This is a genomic window from Pseudomonas sp. WS 5027 (genome assembly GCF_012985695.1).
Classification (GTDB): domain Bacteria; phylum Pseudomonadota; class Gammaproteobacteria; order Pseudomonadales; family Pseudomonadaceae; genus Aquipseudomonas; species Aquipseudomonas hygromyciniae.
The window spans coordinates 106,887-121,270 of sequence record NZ_JAAQWU010000001.1 but is presented as its reverse complement, the minus strand read 5'-3'; the positions used below and the strand labels follow the sequence as shown (position 1 = coordinate 121,270).

The window sequence follows — 14,384 nt, the reverse complement described above, 5'->3', positions numbered from 1 at the left end:
TCCCAGACAAAAGTGACAGAATGCAAAACGCCCCACGAGGGGGCGTCTTGAGTGGTTATCCACAGAGTAAGTTACGCCTCGGCTTTTTTGGTAGCCGCTTCGATCTTACGTGTGATGTACCACTGTTGAGAGATCGACAACACGTTGTTGACCACCCAGTACAGAACCAGACCAGCCGGGAACCACAGGAAGAAGAAGGTGAAGATGATTGGCATCATTTTCATCACCTTGGCCTGCATCGGATCCGGAGGTGTCGGGTTCAGACGCTGCTGGATGAACATGGTCGCGCCCATGATGATCGGCAGGATAAAGAACGGGTCCTTGATCGACAGGTCAGTTATCCACAACATGAACGGCGCCTGGCGCATTTCCACGCTTTCCAGGAGTACCCAGTACAGCGACAGGAACACCGGCATCTGTACCAGAATCGGCAAGCATCCACCCAACGGGTTGATCTTCTCTTTCTTGTACAGCTCCATCATGGCTTGCGACATTTTCTGCCGATCGTCGCCATGCTGTTCTTTCAGGGCAGCCAGTTTCGGTGCAACAGCACGCATACGGGCCATCGACTTGTAGCTGGCGGCTGACAGTGGGAAGAAAATCCCTTTGATCAGCATGGTCAGGAAGATGATCGACCAGCCCCAGTTACCGACGATGCTGTGGATATGTTGCAGCAACCAGAAGATTGGCTGGGCAATGAACCACAGGATGCCGTAATCCACAGTCAGTTCCAGACCTGGGGATAACTCCTTGAGTACTGCCTGGCTTTTTGGACCGGCATACAGAGTAGCGCTGGTTTCAGCCTTGGCACCTGGAGCAACGGTCAACGCCGGGCCAGTAAAACCGATGATGTAGTTGCCCTGGTTGTCCTTGCGGGTCTGAACCAGGTTGGCTTCGCCTTTGTTCGGGATCCAAGCAGTTACAAAGTAGTGTTGCAGCCAGGCTACCCAACCACCTTGCACCGTTTCTTTCAGCGCGCCCTTGTCGATATCTTTCATCGACACTTTTTTGTACGGCTCGTTACTTGTCCACAGGGCAGCGCCCAGGTAAGTCGCGGTGCCAGTGGCAGTGCTGGAAGACGGATCGGAGCTGCCATCACGCTTGAGCTGGGCAAACAGGTTGCCAGTCCAGGCCTTTTCGCTGGTGTTGTCGATCAGATAAGTGACTTTCAGATCGTACAAACCGCGAGTGAAGCTGAAGCGCTTGATGTAATTGACGCCGTCGTGACTGAATTTCAGGTCGACGTTCAACTGGTTTTGGCCATCAGCCAGTTGATAAGTCTTCTGTTCGGTCGAATAAACCGGACGACCGGTAGCACGAGCATCAGGACCATCAGTGCCAGTCAGGCCGCTTTGCGCCAGATAAACACGCTCGCCACCGTTATCGAACAACTGGAATGGAACATCCGGATGGTCTTGGCGACGTGGATACAGTGGCAATTTCAGCTGGGCAATATCGCCGCCCTGTGGATCGATCGCCAAGTCCAGCACATCCGTCTTGACGTGGATGAGGTCTTTATTGGTGATGACCGCGTTGTCTACAGGGGTGCTGGTATCGGCATTCGCGCTGGGTACATCGGCACTGGCGGAAGCATTGTTACCCAACGGTGCATCTGCAATAGCAGGAGCAGACTGATTGGTAGCAACATTCTGAGTCGGCAGGGCAGCCTGGCCATAGTCCTGGTTCCATTTCAGAACCATAACGTAGGACACGATTGCCAGGGCGACGATCAGGATCGTGCGTTTAATATCCATGATTACTCGGCCATCGAAGAAGAACGGGAGGTAGGGATAGGCGGAACCGGGTCATAACCACCGGGATTCCACGGATGACAGCGACCTAAACGACGAAAGGTCAACCAGCCACCGCGCAGAAGGCCATGATTTTCTATGGCTTCATACGCGTAGCAGGAACAACTGGGGTAGAAACGACAGTGGCTGGCCATCAGCGGACTAATGGCATAACGGTAAAACTGGATCGGAACGAGGGCCAGTTTACGCATCAGTGCTGTCTACCCCTACAGTTTCGGGGCTGACTGCTGGGGTCGGCTTGCTGGTGCGAGCCAAACGTTTCCAGAGCTTGCCGAAATGCTGAATCAATTCGGGGTTTTCTACGTCCCCCAAGCCTTTGCGCGCGACGATAACAATATCCCAACCAACCAGAGTCTCCTGGTGGAGGCGAAACGATTCGCGCATCAGACGCTTGAGGCGATTGCGCTCAACGGAGAGCTTTACGCTCTTCTTGCCGATCACCAACCCGAGACGGGGGTGATCCAGATCGTTGTTACGCGCAAGGAGCAGGAGATTTTTCCCCGGAACCTTGCCGGTGGGGGAGTCAAAGACTGCCTTGAAGTGCCGGGGGGTTAGCAGACGCTTTTCCCGACTGAAGTCCTGACTCACCACCAGTACCGGATTATCAAACTGCCAGACGCGCACGACCTTTGGCGCGGCGACGCGACAGGACAGCACGGCCGTTCTTGGTAGCCATGCGAGCACGGAAACCGTGGGTACGGGCGCGTTTGATGGTGCTTGGTTGGAAAGTACGTTTCATGGCGTGTTACCTGGTTCGTCCACAACGGGCCGGAATGGCCCCCGTTTTAAGAGACCGGGGATTCTAGAGAAAGCAAGCCTCTAGGTCAATTTCCAACCAGCTATTCCTTCAATTAGATATCTGGAGGCCCTGGGACCGATTCCGTGAGGTTCGGCTTTCACGAGCAATGCCATAGATATAAAAATAAAGAAGGAAGTTATTTAAAGCTTTTCTGTAAAGCTTATAAAAGCTAGGGAGCCGATCATCTGTGGATAACTACCTTAAGCCCATATTCCACGTGCTGTACAGAGAATGACAACTTGGGGGAGAAGCGGTGCTCTGCCTGTGCTGCACTGTCGGATAAGCTGTGTGTGGAATGGCTACTTATCCACAGGCCAGTTACCCACAGACTTTCGACCCCACTTGTACAACGAGCTTAGGGGCGCTTATCCACAGAGCTTATGCACAGACCATTTGTCGCCTTTTTTACGGTTAAGGCATTGATTCTTGGCGGTCTGTGAGCAACCTACATGTGGATAAGTGGGCCGCTCGCCGCTACAATGGCGGCTGTTTTTGCCTCACCGGCTTTCAACTTAGGGGATATCCGTGTCAGTGGAACTTTGGCAGCAGTGCGTGGAGCTTTTGCGCGATGAGCTGCCTGCCCAGCAATTCAACACCTGGATCCGTCCACTACAGGTCGAAGCCGAAGGCGACGAGTTGCGTGTCTACGCACCCAATCGTTTTGTTCTCGACTGGGTCAACGAGAAGTACCTGAGCCGCGTTCTCGAATTGTTCGACGAACATGGCAATGGAATGGCTCCAGCGCTCTCCTTATTAATAGGCAGCAAACGCAGCTCCGTACCTCGTGCTGCACCGAATGCGCCGCTTGCCGCCGCCGCGTCGCAAGCCCAGGCTGCCGCGGCCCCGGTCAATCATGCACCGGCTCCTGCTGCGTCTATGCCGACGAAATCCGCCGCGCAGAAAAACGCGCCAGTAAGCGAAGAGCCATCCCGCGACAGCTTCGACCCGATGGCAGGCGCCAGCTCCCAGCAGGCGCCGGTACGTGCCGAACAGCGCACGGTCCAGGTTGAAGGTGCGCTCAAGCACACCAGTTACCTGAACCGCACCTTTACCTTTGAAAACTTCGTCGAAGGTAAATCCAACCAGCTGGCCCGCGCTGCGGCCTGGCAGGTGGCCGACAACCCCAAGCATGGTTACAACCCGCTCTTCCTTTATGGCGGCGTTGGCTTGGGTAAGACGCACTTGATGCACGCTGTGGGTAACCATCTATTAAAGAAGAACCCGAATGCCAAGGTTGTGTACCTGCACTCGGAGCGCTTCGTGGCCGACATGGTCAAGGCGTTGCAACTCAATGCGATCAACGAATTCAAGCGCTTCTATCGCTCCGTCGATGCGCTGCTGATCGATGACATTCAATTCTTCGCGCGCAAGGAACGTTCTCAGGAAGAGTTTTTCCACACGTTCAACGCCCTGCTTGAAGGTGGCCAGCAGGTCATCCTCACCAGCGATCGCTACCCCAAGGAAATCGAGGGCCTGGAAGAACGCCTCAAATCGCGCTTCGGTTGGGGCCTGACCGTTGCGGTAGAGCCGCCGGAACTGGAAACCCGGGTTGCGATCCTGATGAAAAAGGCCGACCAGGCGAAAGTCGATCTGCCTCACGACGCTGCATTCTTCATCGCCCAGCGCATTCGCTCCAACGTGCGTGAGCTCGAAGGCGCGCTCAAGCGTGTCATCGCTCACTCGCACTTCATGGGCCGCGATATCACTATCGAGTTGATTCGCGAATCCCTCAAGGACCTGCTGGCGTTGCAAGACAAGCTGGTGAGTGTGGATAACATTCAGCGCACCGTGGCCGAGTACTACAAGATCAAGATTTCCGACCTGCTGTCCAAGCGCCGCTCGCGCTCGGTAGCGCGTCCGCGTCAGGTGGCCATGGCGCTCTCCAAGGAGCTGACCAACCACAGCCTGCCGGAAATCGGCGATGTATTTGGTGGTCGCGACCACACCACGGTCTTGCACGCGTGCCGCAAGATCAATGAGCTTAAGGAATCCGACGCGGATATTCGCGAGGACTACAAGAACCTGCTGCGTACACTGACAACTTGATGAACACCAGCGCAGCTTATTAAGGCAAGGGACTAGACCATGCATTTCACCATTCAACGCGAAGCCCTGTTGAAACCCCTGCAACTGGTCGCAGGCGTCGTCGAGCGCCGACAGACCTTGCCGGTACTTTCCAACGTACTGTTGGTTGTTGAAGGCCAGCAGCTGTCGTTGACCGGTACCGACCTGGAAGTCGAACTGGTTGGTCGTGTACAGCTGGAAGAACCCGCCGAGCCCGGTGAGATCACCGTGCCTGCGCGCAAGCTGATGGACATCTGCAAAAGCCTGCCCAACGACGCACTGATAGACATCAAGGTCGATGAGCAGAAGTTGGTGGTCAAGGCCGGGCGCAGTCGTTTCACTCTGTCGACCTTGCCGGCCAACGACTTCCCGACTGTGGAAGAAGGCCCGGGTTCGCTGACCTGCAGCCTGGAGCAAAGCCGCCTGCGTCGTTTGATCGAACGCACCAGCTTCGCCATGGCCCAGCAGGATGTGCGCTACTACCTCAACGGTATGCTGCTGGAAGTCTCCGAAGGCATCATTCGTGCCGTGGCCACTGATGGTCACCGCTTGGCTATGTGCTCGATGAAGGCTGATATCGGCCAGCCGGATCGTCATCAGGTGATCGTGCCGCGCAAAGGTATCCTGGAGCTCGCGCGTCTGCTCACCGAGCCGGACGGTAACGTCAGCATCGTCCTGGGCCAGCATCACATCCGTGCTACCACTGGTGAGTTCACCTTCACTTCCAAGCTGGTAGACGGCAAGTTCCCGGATTACGAGCGCGTGCTGCCCAAAGGTGGCGACAAACTGGTGATCGGTGATCGTCAGGCCCTGCGTGAAGCGTTCAGCCGTACCGCGATTCTTTCCAACGAAAAGTACCGGGGTATTCGCCTGCAATTGGCCAACGGCCAGCTGAAAATCCAGGCCAACAACCCGGAACAGGAAGAAGCGGAAGAAGAAGTGGGCGTCGACTACAACGGCGGTTCCCTGGAAATTGGCTTCAACGTGAGCTACCTGCTGGACGTGCTGGGTGTGATGACTACCGAGCAGGTGCGTTTGATCCTCTCGGACTCCAACAGCAGCGCCCTGGTGCAAGAATCCGATAACGACGACTCGGCTTACGTTGTTATGCCGATGCGCCTGTAATCATGTTCAGCAGAAGCTAGATGTCCCTCAGTCGCGTCTCGGTCACCGCGGTGCGCAATCTGCACCCGGTGACCTTCTCCCCCTCCCCCCGCATCAATATCCTCCACGGCGCCAACGGCAGTGGCAAAACCAGCGTGCTGGAAGCCATTCACTTGCTGGGCCTGGCTCGTTCCTTTCGCAGCGCCCGCCTGCTACCGGTGATTCAGTACGAGCAATTGGCGTGCACCGTATTTGGCCAAGTTGAACTGGCGCAAGGCGGGCACAGCAGCCTGGGGATATCTCGTGATCGCCAGGGGGAGTTCCAGATCCGTATCGATGGGCAGAATGCGCGCAGTGCGGCGCAACTGGCGGAAATTCTGCCACTGCAATTGATCAACCCCGACAGCTTTCGCTTGTTGGAAGGTGCACCAAAAATCCGTCGGCAGTTCCTCGATTGGGGAGTGTTCCACGTGGAACCGAGGTTCATGGCCACTTGGCAGCGCCTGCAGAAGGCCCTGCGGCAGCGGAACTCATGGCTGCGGCATGGTACACTTGACGCCGCTTCGCAAGCGGCCTGGGACCGTGAACTGTGCCTGGCCAGCGACGAAATAGATGAATACCGCCGCGCCTATATCAAAGCCTTGAAACCAGTCTTTGAACAGACCTTGAGTGAGTTGCTAGAACTCGAGGGGCTGACGCTGAGCTACTACCGTGGTTGGGACAAAGAGCGTGACTTGAGTGCAGTACTCGCCACCTCTTTGCAACGGGATCAGCAAATTGGCCACACCCAGGCAGGACCGCAACGCGCTGATTTGCGCCTTAGATTAGGGGCACATAACGCAGCGGATATCTTGTCCCGTGGTCAGCAGAAGTTAGTGGTCTGCGCGCTGCGTATCGCCCAGGGGCACTTGGTTAGCCAAGCCCGGCGCGGTCAATGTATTTATCTGGTGGATGATTTGCCGTCCGAACTGGACGAGCAACACCGCCGCGCGCTATGCCGCTTGTTGGAAGACTTACGCTGCCAGGTATTTATTACCTGTGTAGACCACGAATTATTGAGGGAAGGCTGGCAGACGGAAACGCCAGTCGCTTTGTTCCACGTGGAACAAGGCCGTATCACCCAGACCCACGACCATCGGGAGTGAAGGCATGAGCGAAGAAAACACGTACGACTCGACCAGCATTAAAGTGCTGAAAGGTTTGGATGCCGTACGCAAACGTCCCGGTATGTACATTGGCGACACCGATGATGGTAGCGGTCTGCACCACATGGTGTTCGAGGTGGTCGACAACTCCATCGACGAAGCTCTCGCCGGCCATTGCGACGACATCAGCATCATCATCCACCCGGATGAATCCATCACCGTGCGCGACAACGGTCGCGGCATTCCGGTAGATGTGCATAAAGAAGAAGGCGTATCGGCGGCAGAGGTCATCATGACCGTGCTCCACGCCGGCGGTAAGTTCGACGACAACTCCTATAAAGTCTCCGGCGGTTTGCACGGTGTAGGTGTGTCGGTGGTAAACGCCCTGTCGGAAGAACTGATCCTGACTGTGCGCCGCAGTGGCAAGATCTGGGAACAGACCTACGTGCATGGTGTACCTCAGGCACCCATGGCGATCGTTGGTGACAGCGAAACCACCGGCACCCAGATTCACTTCAAGCCTTCGGCTGACACCTTCAAGAATATCCACTTCAGCTGGGACATCCTGGCCAAGCGGATTCGTGAACTTTCGTTCCTCAACTCCGGTGTGGGTATCGTCCTCAAGGACGAACGCAGCGGCAAGGAAGAACTGTTCAAGTACGAAGGTGGCCTGCGTGCGTTCGTTGAATACCTGAACACCAACAAGACTGCGGTCAACCAGGTGTTCCACTTCAACATCCAGCGTGAAGACGGCATCGGTGTGGAAATCGCCCTGCAGTGGAACGACAGCTTCAACGAGAACCTGTTGTGCTTCACCAACAACATTCCTCAGCGCGACGGTGGTACTCACCTGGTGGGTTTCCGTTCGGCACTGACACGTAACCTGAACACCTACATCGAAGCCGAAGGTCTGGCCAAGAAGCATAAAGTCGCCACCACCGGTGACGATGCCCGTGAAGGCCTGACTGCGATTATTTCGGTCAAGGTTCCGGATCCGAAGTTCAGCTCCCAGACCAAAGACAAGCTGGTTTCTTCTGAAGTGAAGACCGCTGTTGAACAGGAAATGGGCAAGTATTTCTCCGACTTCCTGTTGGAAAACCCTAACGAAGCCAAGTTGGTTGTCGGCAAGATGATCGATGCGGCACGGGCTCGTGAAGCGGCGCGTAAAGCCCGTGAAATGACTCGCCGTAAAGGTGCGCTGGATATCGCTGGCTTGCCGGGCAAACTGGCGGACTGCCAGGAGAAGGACCCTGCCCTCTCCGAACTGTACCTGGTGGAAGGGGACTCTGCTGGCGGTTCCGCCAAGCAGGGTCGTAACCGTCGCACCCAGGCGATCCTGCCGTTGAAGGGTAAGATCCTCAACGTCGAGAAAGCCCGTTTCGACAAGATGATTTCCTCCCAGGAAGTCGGCACCTTGATCACCGCCCTGGGCTGTGGCATTGGTCGCGACGAGTACAACATCGACAAGCTGCGCTACCACAACATCATCATCATGACCGATGCTGACGTCGACGGTTCGCACATCCGTACCCTGCTGCTGACCTTCTTCTTCCGTCAGTTGCCGGAGCTGATCGAGCGCGGCTATATCTACATTGCCCAGCCACCGTTGTACAAAGTGAAAAAGGGCAAGCAAGAGCAATACATCAAAGACGACGACGCCATGGAAGAGTACATGACGCAGTCGGCCCTGGAAGATGCCAGCCTGCACTTGAACGATGAAGCCCCAGGGATCTCCGGTGAGGCGCTGGAGCGTCTGGTAAACGACTTCCGCATGGTGATGAAGACCCTCAAGCGTTTGTCGCGCCTGTACCCTCAGGAACTGACCGAGCACTTCATCTACCTCCCGGCCGTCAGCCTGGAGCAGTTGGGCGATCATGCAGCGATGCAGGATTGGCTGGCCCAGTACGAAGTACGCCTGCGCACCGTTGAAAAGTCTGGCCTGGTTTACAAAGCCAGCCTGCGTGAAGACCGTGAACGTAACGTTTGGCTGCCAGAGGTCGAACTGATCTCCCACGGCCTGTCGAACTACGTCACGTTCAACCGCGACTTCTTCGGCAGCAACGACTACAAGACTGTGGTTACCCTGGGTGCGCAACTGAGCACCCTGCTGGACGACGGCGCTTATATTCAGCGTGGCGAACGCAAGAAGCAGGTCAAGGAGTTCAAGGAAGCACTGGACTGGTTGATGGCAGAAAGCACCAAGCGCCACACCATCCAGCGATACAAAGGTCTGGGCGAAATGAACCCGGATCAGCTGTGGGAAACCACCATGGATCCAGCGCAGCGTCGCATGCTGCGTGTGACCATCGAAGACGCCATTGGCGCGGACCAGATCTTCAACACCCTGATGGGTGATGCGGTCGAGCCACGTCGTGACTTTATCGAGAGCAATGCCTTGGCAGTGTCCAACCTGGACTTCTGATAACGCATTTGCGAACAAAAAAGGCCAACGTTTTTAACGTTGGCCTTTTTTATTACCCTTTTTTAAATGCTCCACGTGGAACATCGGCTATGCGGTAGCTGCCGTCACGCTCTCCAAGCGATAGCCATAACCATAGATGGTCAGCAACTGCCAACCCCTTTCCGGAGTCAGTCCAAGCTTGTTTCGCAGCCGATAAATATGGGTATCCAAGGGCCGTGAAGACACCATTTCTTCATGGGTCCAGAACCGCTCATAGAGATACTCCCGTGACAGCGGCCGGGCCAGGTTGGCGAACAGGCAGCGTGCCAGGCGGTATTCCCTTTCGGTCAGGTTGATGGGATCACCGGCGCGGCTGACGGTCAGCTCGGCATCGTCGAAAGTCAGGTCGTTGAAAACCAGCACTTCCGAGGCAGCAGATTTCTGCAGGCCGTGACGGCGCAGGACGGCACTGACCCGTGCCTTCAGCTCGTTGGGGCGAAACGGTTTGCTGACATAGTCATCTGCACCGCTGTTCAGGGCCAGGACGATATCGCTCTCGGCGTCGCGGCTGGTAAGCATGATTACGGGAGGTGGCGCCTCCATGTGCTCACGGGTCCAACGCAGGATCGCGATACCGCTCAGGTCCGGCAACTGCCAGTCGAGTACCAGCAAGTCGAAGGTTTCTCGGCGCAGTTGGCGCAGCAAGTCTTCGCCACGCTCGAAGCAATGCAGCGTCCATGGCTGCTCCGAGGCAATTGGGATTTGTCGCAGAGTCTGTTCCACCCGCCGCAATTCGGCAGGTTCGTCATCCAGTATCGCGACACGCATGGCAGGGTCCTTTCTTTTTGAAGAGTGTTGCAGCGGTTAAAGAGAGCGTATGGGGTCACCGTCGAATCTGAACAATTATGGTCAGTTTCTCAAGCTCCCTGCATCTCTCGGTACGCTGATATCAAATAGCCCTAAGGCCGTTAAACATCGCGTACCCAACTGGAAAGATACCGGCTCAAGCCCCTCAGGAAAAGGATCAATGGCAATCAGGTTTTATGCGCTGTCGGGACAGGTGAGTCTCGTGCAGAAGGTCAGAGTGTGGGGAAAGATGTTAGTGCTGGTTGCGGCAACAGTTTTTGGCACGGAGATGGTGGATGCGTGTAGTCCCGCGCTGGCACCTCTTAACGAAACGTCGGTGTACGCCGAATCCGTAGACGGCCTCGGTTACGCCGCTGGACTCAGGGAAATTGATGCCCCACAGGCCTTTCAACACGGTAGCGTGCTTGATCAGGACCAACGGTGGATCTTCTAAATCTGAACAAATGTAGCGCTGCGCCCCTATGCACCACTCTTGTAGGTAAATTCTCTTTCGCTGAGTGACACATGGAGGGCGTGCGCGGGAAGCGCTCTCGATACACGGACGTATCATCTGTAGTCCGCAGTACGCTACGGGCTGCTGTCGGAGGGATGTGAGGGACAGTATTTCTTCGATGTACATCCGGTTCGGCCTCGTCGATCCGGCAGACACAGGGATGTGTCACCTTTTCTAGCGGCTCATCCCTGCCACTCCGGCTATCGAGTTCGATGCGTCATCGGGTATCGTAGGCGAGATTCAAGGTCCTGCCGCCGCAAGACGCTTTCTGAATGTGCAGTCTGACGGACCTTTAGAACTAGAACCTTGATGAGCGCCATGACCCTCTTTCCTCGCCGCAATTGCCTTTCCTCACTATTCGGTTCAAGCCTGGCCCTGGCGCTTGTGATCAACAGTTCCCAAGTTCTAGCCAAGCCTGCCCCAGTGCGTGCGCCCTACGTAGATGACAACCTGATGTGCCGTGCACAGCCGTTGCCGGCAGTCGTCCAGCACCTGAACGGTGAAGCCTGGAAGCTCGATGCCAAGGGGCGCCCCAGTGTGTTGGAAGAAGGCATGCTGATTGATGAGCAGGAAAGCGTAAAAACCTCGCCATCGGCCTTTGTCAGCTTGTTGCTAGGTGATGGTTCGCGGATTGTCCTGCCCTCCAGCTCCGAGGTGCGTTTGCACCTGGTGGAAGAACAGGCGATCCCTCAGGTGATCCTGCAACAAGGGCAAGTGGAAGCCTACGTACTCAAGCGTGCCAGCGACTATGACCGTTTTCAGATCGTGACCCCGGTGGGCGTACTCGGCGTACGCGGTACGCACTTCCGTGTGCGTAACGATGATCAGCAATCGGTTGTCGAAGTGCTCAACGGCCAGGTGGCCGCCAGCCGCAGCGAGTCGCAACCGCAGGGCAAACAGCTGAAGAAAAAACCGCAGACGGGCCCGGTAGAAGGTGAGTTGAAGGTTGGTGCTCGACAAGGGGTGCTGCTCAAGCCACAGGGCGAGTTGAAGACGGTCGACTTGCTGCCTGCCCCGCGCCTGATGGGCCAGGACGGCCAGAAAGGCGATGCGCCGGTCTGGACATTGTTCCTGCACCCGCAACCGGGGGCTCAACGCTACCGCGCCCAGGTGGCTACCGATAAAACCTTCATGAATATCAAGCAGGAAAACTTCTCCAGTGAGCCGCGCTTGAGCTTCACTGGACTCAAGGCCTCGTTCTATCACGTTCGCGTGTCGGCCTTCGATGACCAGGGACTGGAAGGGGAAACAGGCACTTATGACATCTTCTATTACCCACCTGCCACCCGTGTGCAGTAGCACCGCGGCGTTTGGACGATGAAGTGGTGGCGCCGGGCTGAACAGCGTCAGCCGAGCCAGGCCCAGCGCCTGTTCAATGGGCTGGTCAGGGAATGGCTGTGGATCAGCCTGCTACTGCTGCCGATGACGGCCTTGCTGTCGCTGAGCCCTGGCCTGTCCCTGAATAACCTGTTGTACGACAGCTTGCGGCGCATGGCGCCGTTGCCGGTGGACCCGCGCATTCTGTTGGTGAGCATTGATGACATGAGTCTCAGGGAGCTTGGCCAATGGCCCTGGTCGCGGCGCTTGCATGCCGACCTGATCGACCAGTTGAGTGCCGCCAAACCTGCCGGGATCCTGCTTGATGTGATCTTCAGCGAACCGGCGCGCGAGCCGGCCAACGATCAGCGCCTGGCCCAGGCGATCTGCAATGCCGGCAACGTGCTCCTGCCGTTGATTCGCGAAGGCACACCGCGCCTGGGGCAACCCCTCACGCAAATTCTCCCCGTGCCGCCACTGCGCGATTGTGCCAGGGCAGTGGGTCATATCAACGTGGAAGCTGACAGCGACGGTATTGTGCGCAGTCTCTACCTGCGGGAAGGGCCGCCAGGGCAAATGGTCCCGCAGTTGGCGTGGCTGGCCTTCGAGCTGACCGGGCAACACGCCGATATGCCAGGGCTTTCAGCGTCTTTTGAAGCAACCGATTGGCAACGGGACAACGCCATCCGCATTCCGTTTATCGCCGCCGATAATGGCTTTCCCAGCGTGCCCTATGTCAGCGTCCTGCGCGGTGAAGTCCCCGCCCAATTGTTGCGTGATCGGATCATCCTGGTGGGAGCCACCGCGCCGGGCATGGGCGATCGCTATGTGACGCCGCTTTCGGCCAGCGTCGGTACCACCCCGGGTGTCGAGATCCAGGCCAATATCCTCAACGGCCTGCTGCAAGGGCGCAGCATTACAGTGTTGCCTGGCTGGCTGGCCACGCTGTTTTCCACCTCCCAGGTGGCATTGCTGCTGGGTCTGTTGCTGTTGCGTCCGCGCTATGCGCTATGGCTGAGCCTGGGTTGTATGGGGGGCGCCCTCCTCGCTTCCTGGGGCTTGTTGCGCCTGGGTCTCTGGTGGTCGCCAGCAGCCACATTGATCGGCATGTTGCTGGGCTACCTGATCTGGAACTGGCGTCGCCTGAGCGTAATCCTGGCCTATTTCGGCTGGGAGTTGGCGCGCCTCGACAGTGAACCCAAGGTGCTGCCGGAACGCCGTCGTGCCGCCGTCAGCAAGGGTGACGTGTTGCAGGGCCGAATCGTGGCCCTGGAGCAAGCGGTCAGCCGTACCCGCGATACCCGGCGTTTTATGGCCGATGGCCTGGAGTGCCTGCCGGTCGCTACGCTGATTACCGATCCCACGGGCGAGATCCTGCTGGCCAATCGCATCGCCCGTGATGTGTTTGGCAACGAACTGATTGCGGAGAACCTGCTGCAGCAACTGGCGGCATTGGGCTACCCGCCCCTGCAAGGCGAGGTCAGTACACCGTTGTCAGCCTTGGAAATCGTCGAGTTCCGCGACACCCAGCAACGCAGCCTGCGCCTGGAATTGGCTCCGTTGTTACCGGCCGACGGTGATGTAGCGTTGGGTTGGCTGTTGAGCCTGACTGACCTGAGTATCGAACGTGATGCCCAGCAGCAACGAGAAACCCTGCTGCGGTTTCTCTCCCATGATCTGCGGGCGCCCCACTCGGCCATTCTGGCGTTGCTGGATGTGCAACGGCATGAGGCTTCGGACGTCTGGCAGGTATTTACCCAGATCGAACAGCAAGTGCGGCGGGCACTGAGTTTGACTGAGTCGTTCGTTCAATTGGCCAAGGCCGAGTCCGACGGTTACCAATTTGAGCCCAGCCTGTTTGCCATGCTGGTGCTCGATGCGTTTGACCAGGTAGCGCTGCTGGCCCAACTGAAAAAGATCCAATTGGTCCACGACCTGGACGAGGCGGGTGAGGACATGGTCCTGGCAGATCAATCACTGCTGACTCGTGCCTTGTTCAACCTTATGGAGAATGCGATCAAGTACAGCCCATCCGGTACCACGGTTACGGTGCGTCTCGAACGTAACGGTCAATGGTTGGCCTGTCATATTCAGGACCAGGGCCCCGGCATCGCGGCCCAGGAGCTGCCTGAACTGTTCAACCAATACCGACGTTTTGCTTCGGCCCAGGGCAGCGAAGGCCTTGGGCTGGGCCTGACCATGGTCAAGGCGGTGATGGACCGCCACGGGGGGCGGATCGAGTGTGCGAGTGTGGTCGGGCAAGGCACGGTTTTCAGCCTGCAGTTGCCGATGTGGGAAGAGTAAACCGCTGTGCATAAAAAACCGGCCGCAATGGCCGGTCTTCAACGGTCGAAAAAACTTATGCACGTTTTTCGGTGTTTTA

The 14,384-nt window shown here is 57.0% G+C and carries 12 protein-coding genes; 7 read left to right on the top strand and 5 right to left on the bottom strand.

Features of this window, described 5'->3' with window-relative positions:
* Positions 1 to 71: 71 nt before the first annotated feature.
* The 4 genes from yidC to rpmH are packed head-to-tail and all read right to left on the bottom strand — an operon-like array spanning position 72 to position 2,550.
* A complete protein-coding gene (gene yidC / locus HBO09_RS00580) occupies positions 72 to 1,754 on the bottom strand; it encodes a membrane protein insertase YidC (RefSeq protein ID WP_169990829.1) in 1,683 nt (560 codons plus the stop codon).
* A 2-nt stretch (positions 1,755 to 1,756) separates the two neighbouring features.
* On the bottom strand, positions 1,757 to 2,002 hold the full coding sequence (yidD, locus tag HBO09_RS00575) for a membrane protein insertion efficiency factor YidD (protein WP_010465488.1): 246 nt from the start codon (positions 2,000 to 2,002) through the stop codon (positions 1,757 to 1,759).
* Complete coding sequence (gene rnpA, locus HBO09_RS00570; protein WP_308936377.1) at positions 1,995 to 2,399, bottom strand: ribonuclease P protein component; 405 nt, start codon at positions 2,397 to 2,399, stop codon at positions 1,995 to 1,997. The genes yidD and rnpA overlap by 8 nt, the downstream gene beginning before the upstream one ends.
* A gap of 16 nt (positions 2,400 to 2,415) precedes the next feature.
* Entirely contained in the window at positions 2,416 to 2,550 is a 135-nt protein-coding gene (gene rpmH / locus HBO09_RS00565; protein ID WP_003213577.1) for a 50S ribosomal protein L34, read from the bottom strand.
* Between the two features lie 585 nt (positions 2,551 to 3,135).
* Here rpmH and dnaA point away from each other — a divergent pair.
* The 4 genes from dnaA to gyrB are packed head-to-tail and all read left to right on the top strand — an operon-like array spanning position 3,136 to position 9,345.
* A complete protein-coding gene (gene dnaA / locus HBO09_RS00560) occupies positions 3,136 to 4,656 on the top strand; it encodes a chromosomal replication initiator protein DnaA (protein WP_169990827.1) in 1,521 nt (506 codons plus the stop codon).
* A 39-nt stretch (positions 4,657 to 4,695) separates the two neighbouring features.
* Positions 4,696 to 5,799, top strand: a complete 1,104-nt coding sequence (dnaN, locus tag HBO09_RS00555; RefSeq protein ID WP_057439291.1) for a DNA polymerase III subunit beta — start codon at positions 4,696 to 4,698, stop codon at positions 5,797 to 5,799.
* Positions 5,800 to 5,819: 20 nt separating this feature from the next.
* Entirely contained in the window at positions 5,820 to 6,923 is a 1,104-nt protein-coding gene (gene recF, locus HBO09_RS00550) for a DNA replication/repair protein RecF (RefSeq protein ID WP_169990825.1), read from the top strand.
* A gap of 4 nt (positions 6,924 to 6,927) precedes the next feature.
* Positions 6,928 to 9,345: a DNA topoisomerase (ATP-hydrolyzing) subunit B gene (gene gyrB / locus HBO09_RS00545; RefSeq protein ID WP_032857164.1), complete on the top strand. Its 2,418-nt coding sequence runs from the start codon at positions 6,928 to 6,930 to the stop codon at positions 9,343 to 9,345.
* Positions 9,346 to 9,432: 87 nt separating this feature from the next.
* On the opposite strand, the gene HBO09_RS00540 is transcribed toward gyrB, so the two are convergent.
* Positions 9,433 to 10,152 carry a response regulator transcription factor gene (locus HBO09_RS00540; protein WP_169990822.1) on the bottom strand — a complete coding sequence of 240 codons (720 nt, stop codon included), beginning with the start codon at positions 10,150 to 10,152 and terminating at the stop codon, positions 9,433 to 9,435.
* 199 nt (positions 10,153 to 10,351) lie between these two features.
* Between HBO09_RS00540 and HBO09_RS00535 the strand changes: the two genes are divergently transcribed.
* The 3 genes from HBO09_RS00535 to HBO09_RS00525 all read left to right on the top strand — a co-directional run bounded on the left by HBO09_RS00535 (position 10,352) and on the right by HBO09_RS00525 (position 14,305).
* The gene (locus tag HBO09_RS00535) at positions 10,352 to 10,624 is read left to right on the top strand and encodes a hypothetical protein (RefSeq protein WP_169990820.1); all 273 of its coding nucleotides are present in this window, start codon (positions 10,352 to 10,354) and stop codon (positions 10,622 to 10,624) included.
* A 369-nt stretch (positions 10,625 to 10,993) separates the two neighbouring features.
* Positions 10,994 to 11,983, top strand: coding sequence for a FecR domain-containing protein (locus tag HBO09_RS00530; RefSeq protein WP_169990817.1), 990 nt, complete (start codon positions 10,994 to 10,996; stop codon positions 11,981 to 11,983).
* An 18-nt stretch (positions 11,984 to 12,001) separates the two neighbouring features.
* Complete coding sequence (locus HBO09_RS00525) at positions 12,002 to 14,305, top strand: CHASE2 domain-containing protein (protein WP_169990815.1); 2,304 nt, start codon at positions 12,002 to 12,004, stop codon at positions 14,303 to 14,305.
* The last annotated feature ends 79 nt before the right edge of the window (positions 14,306 to 14,384 follow it).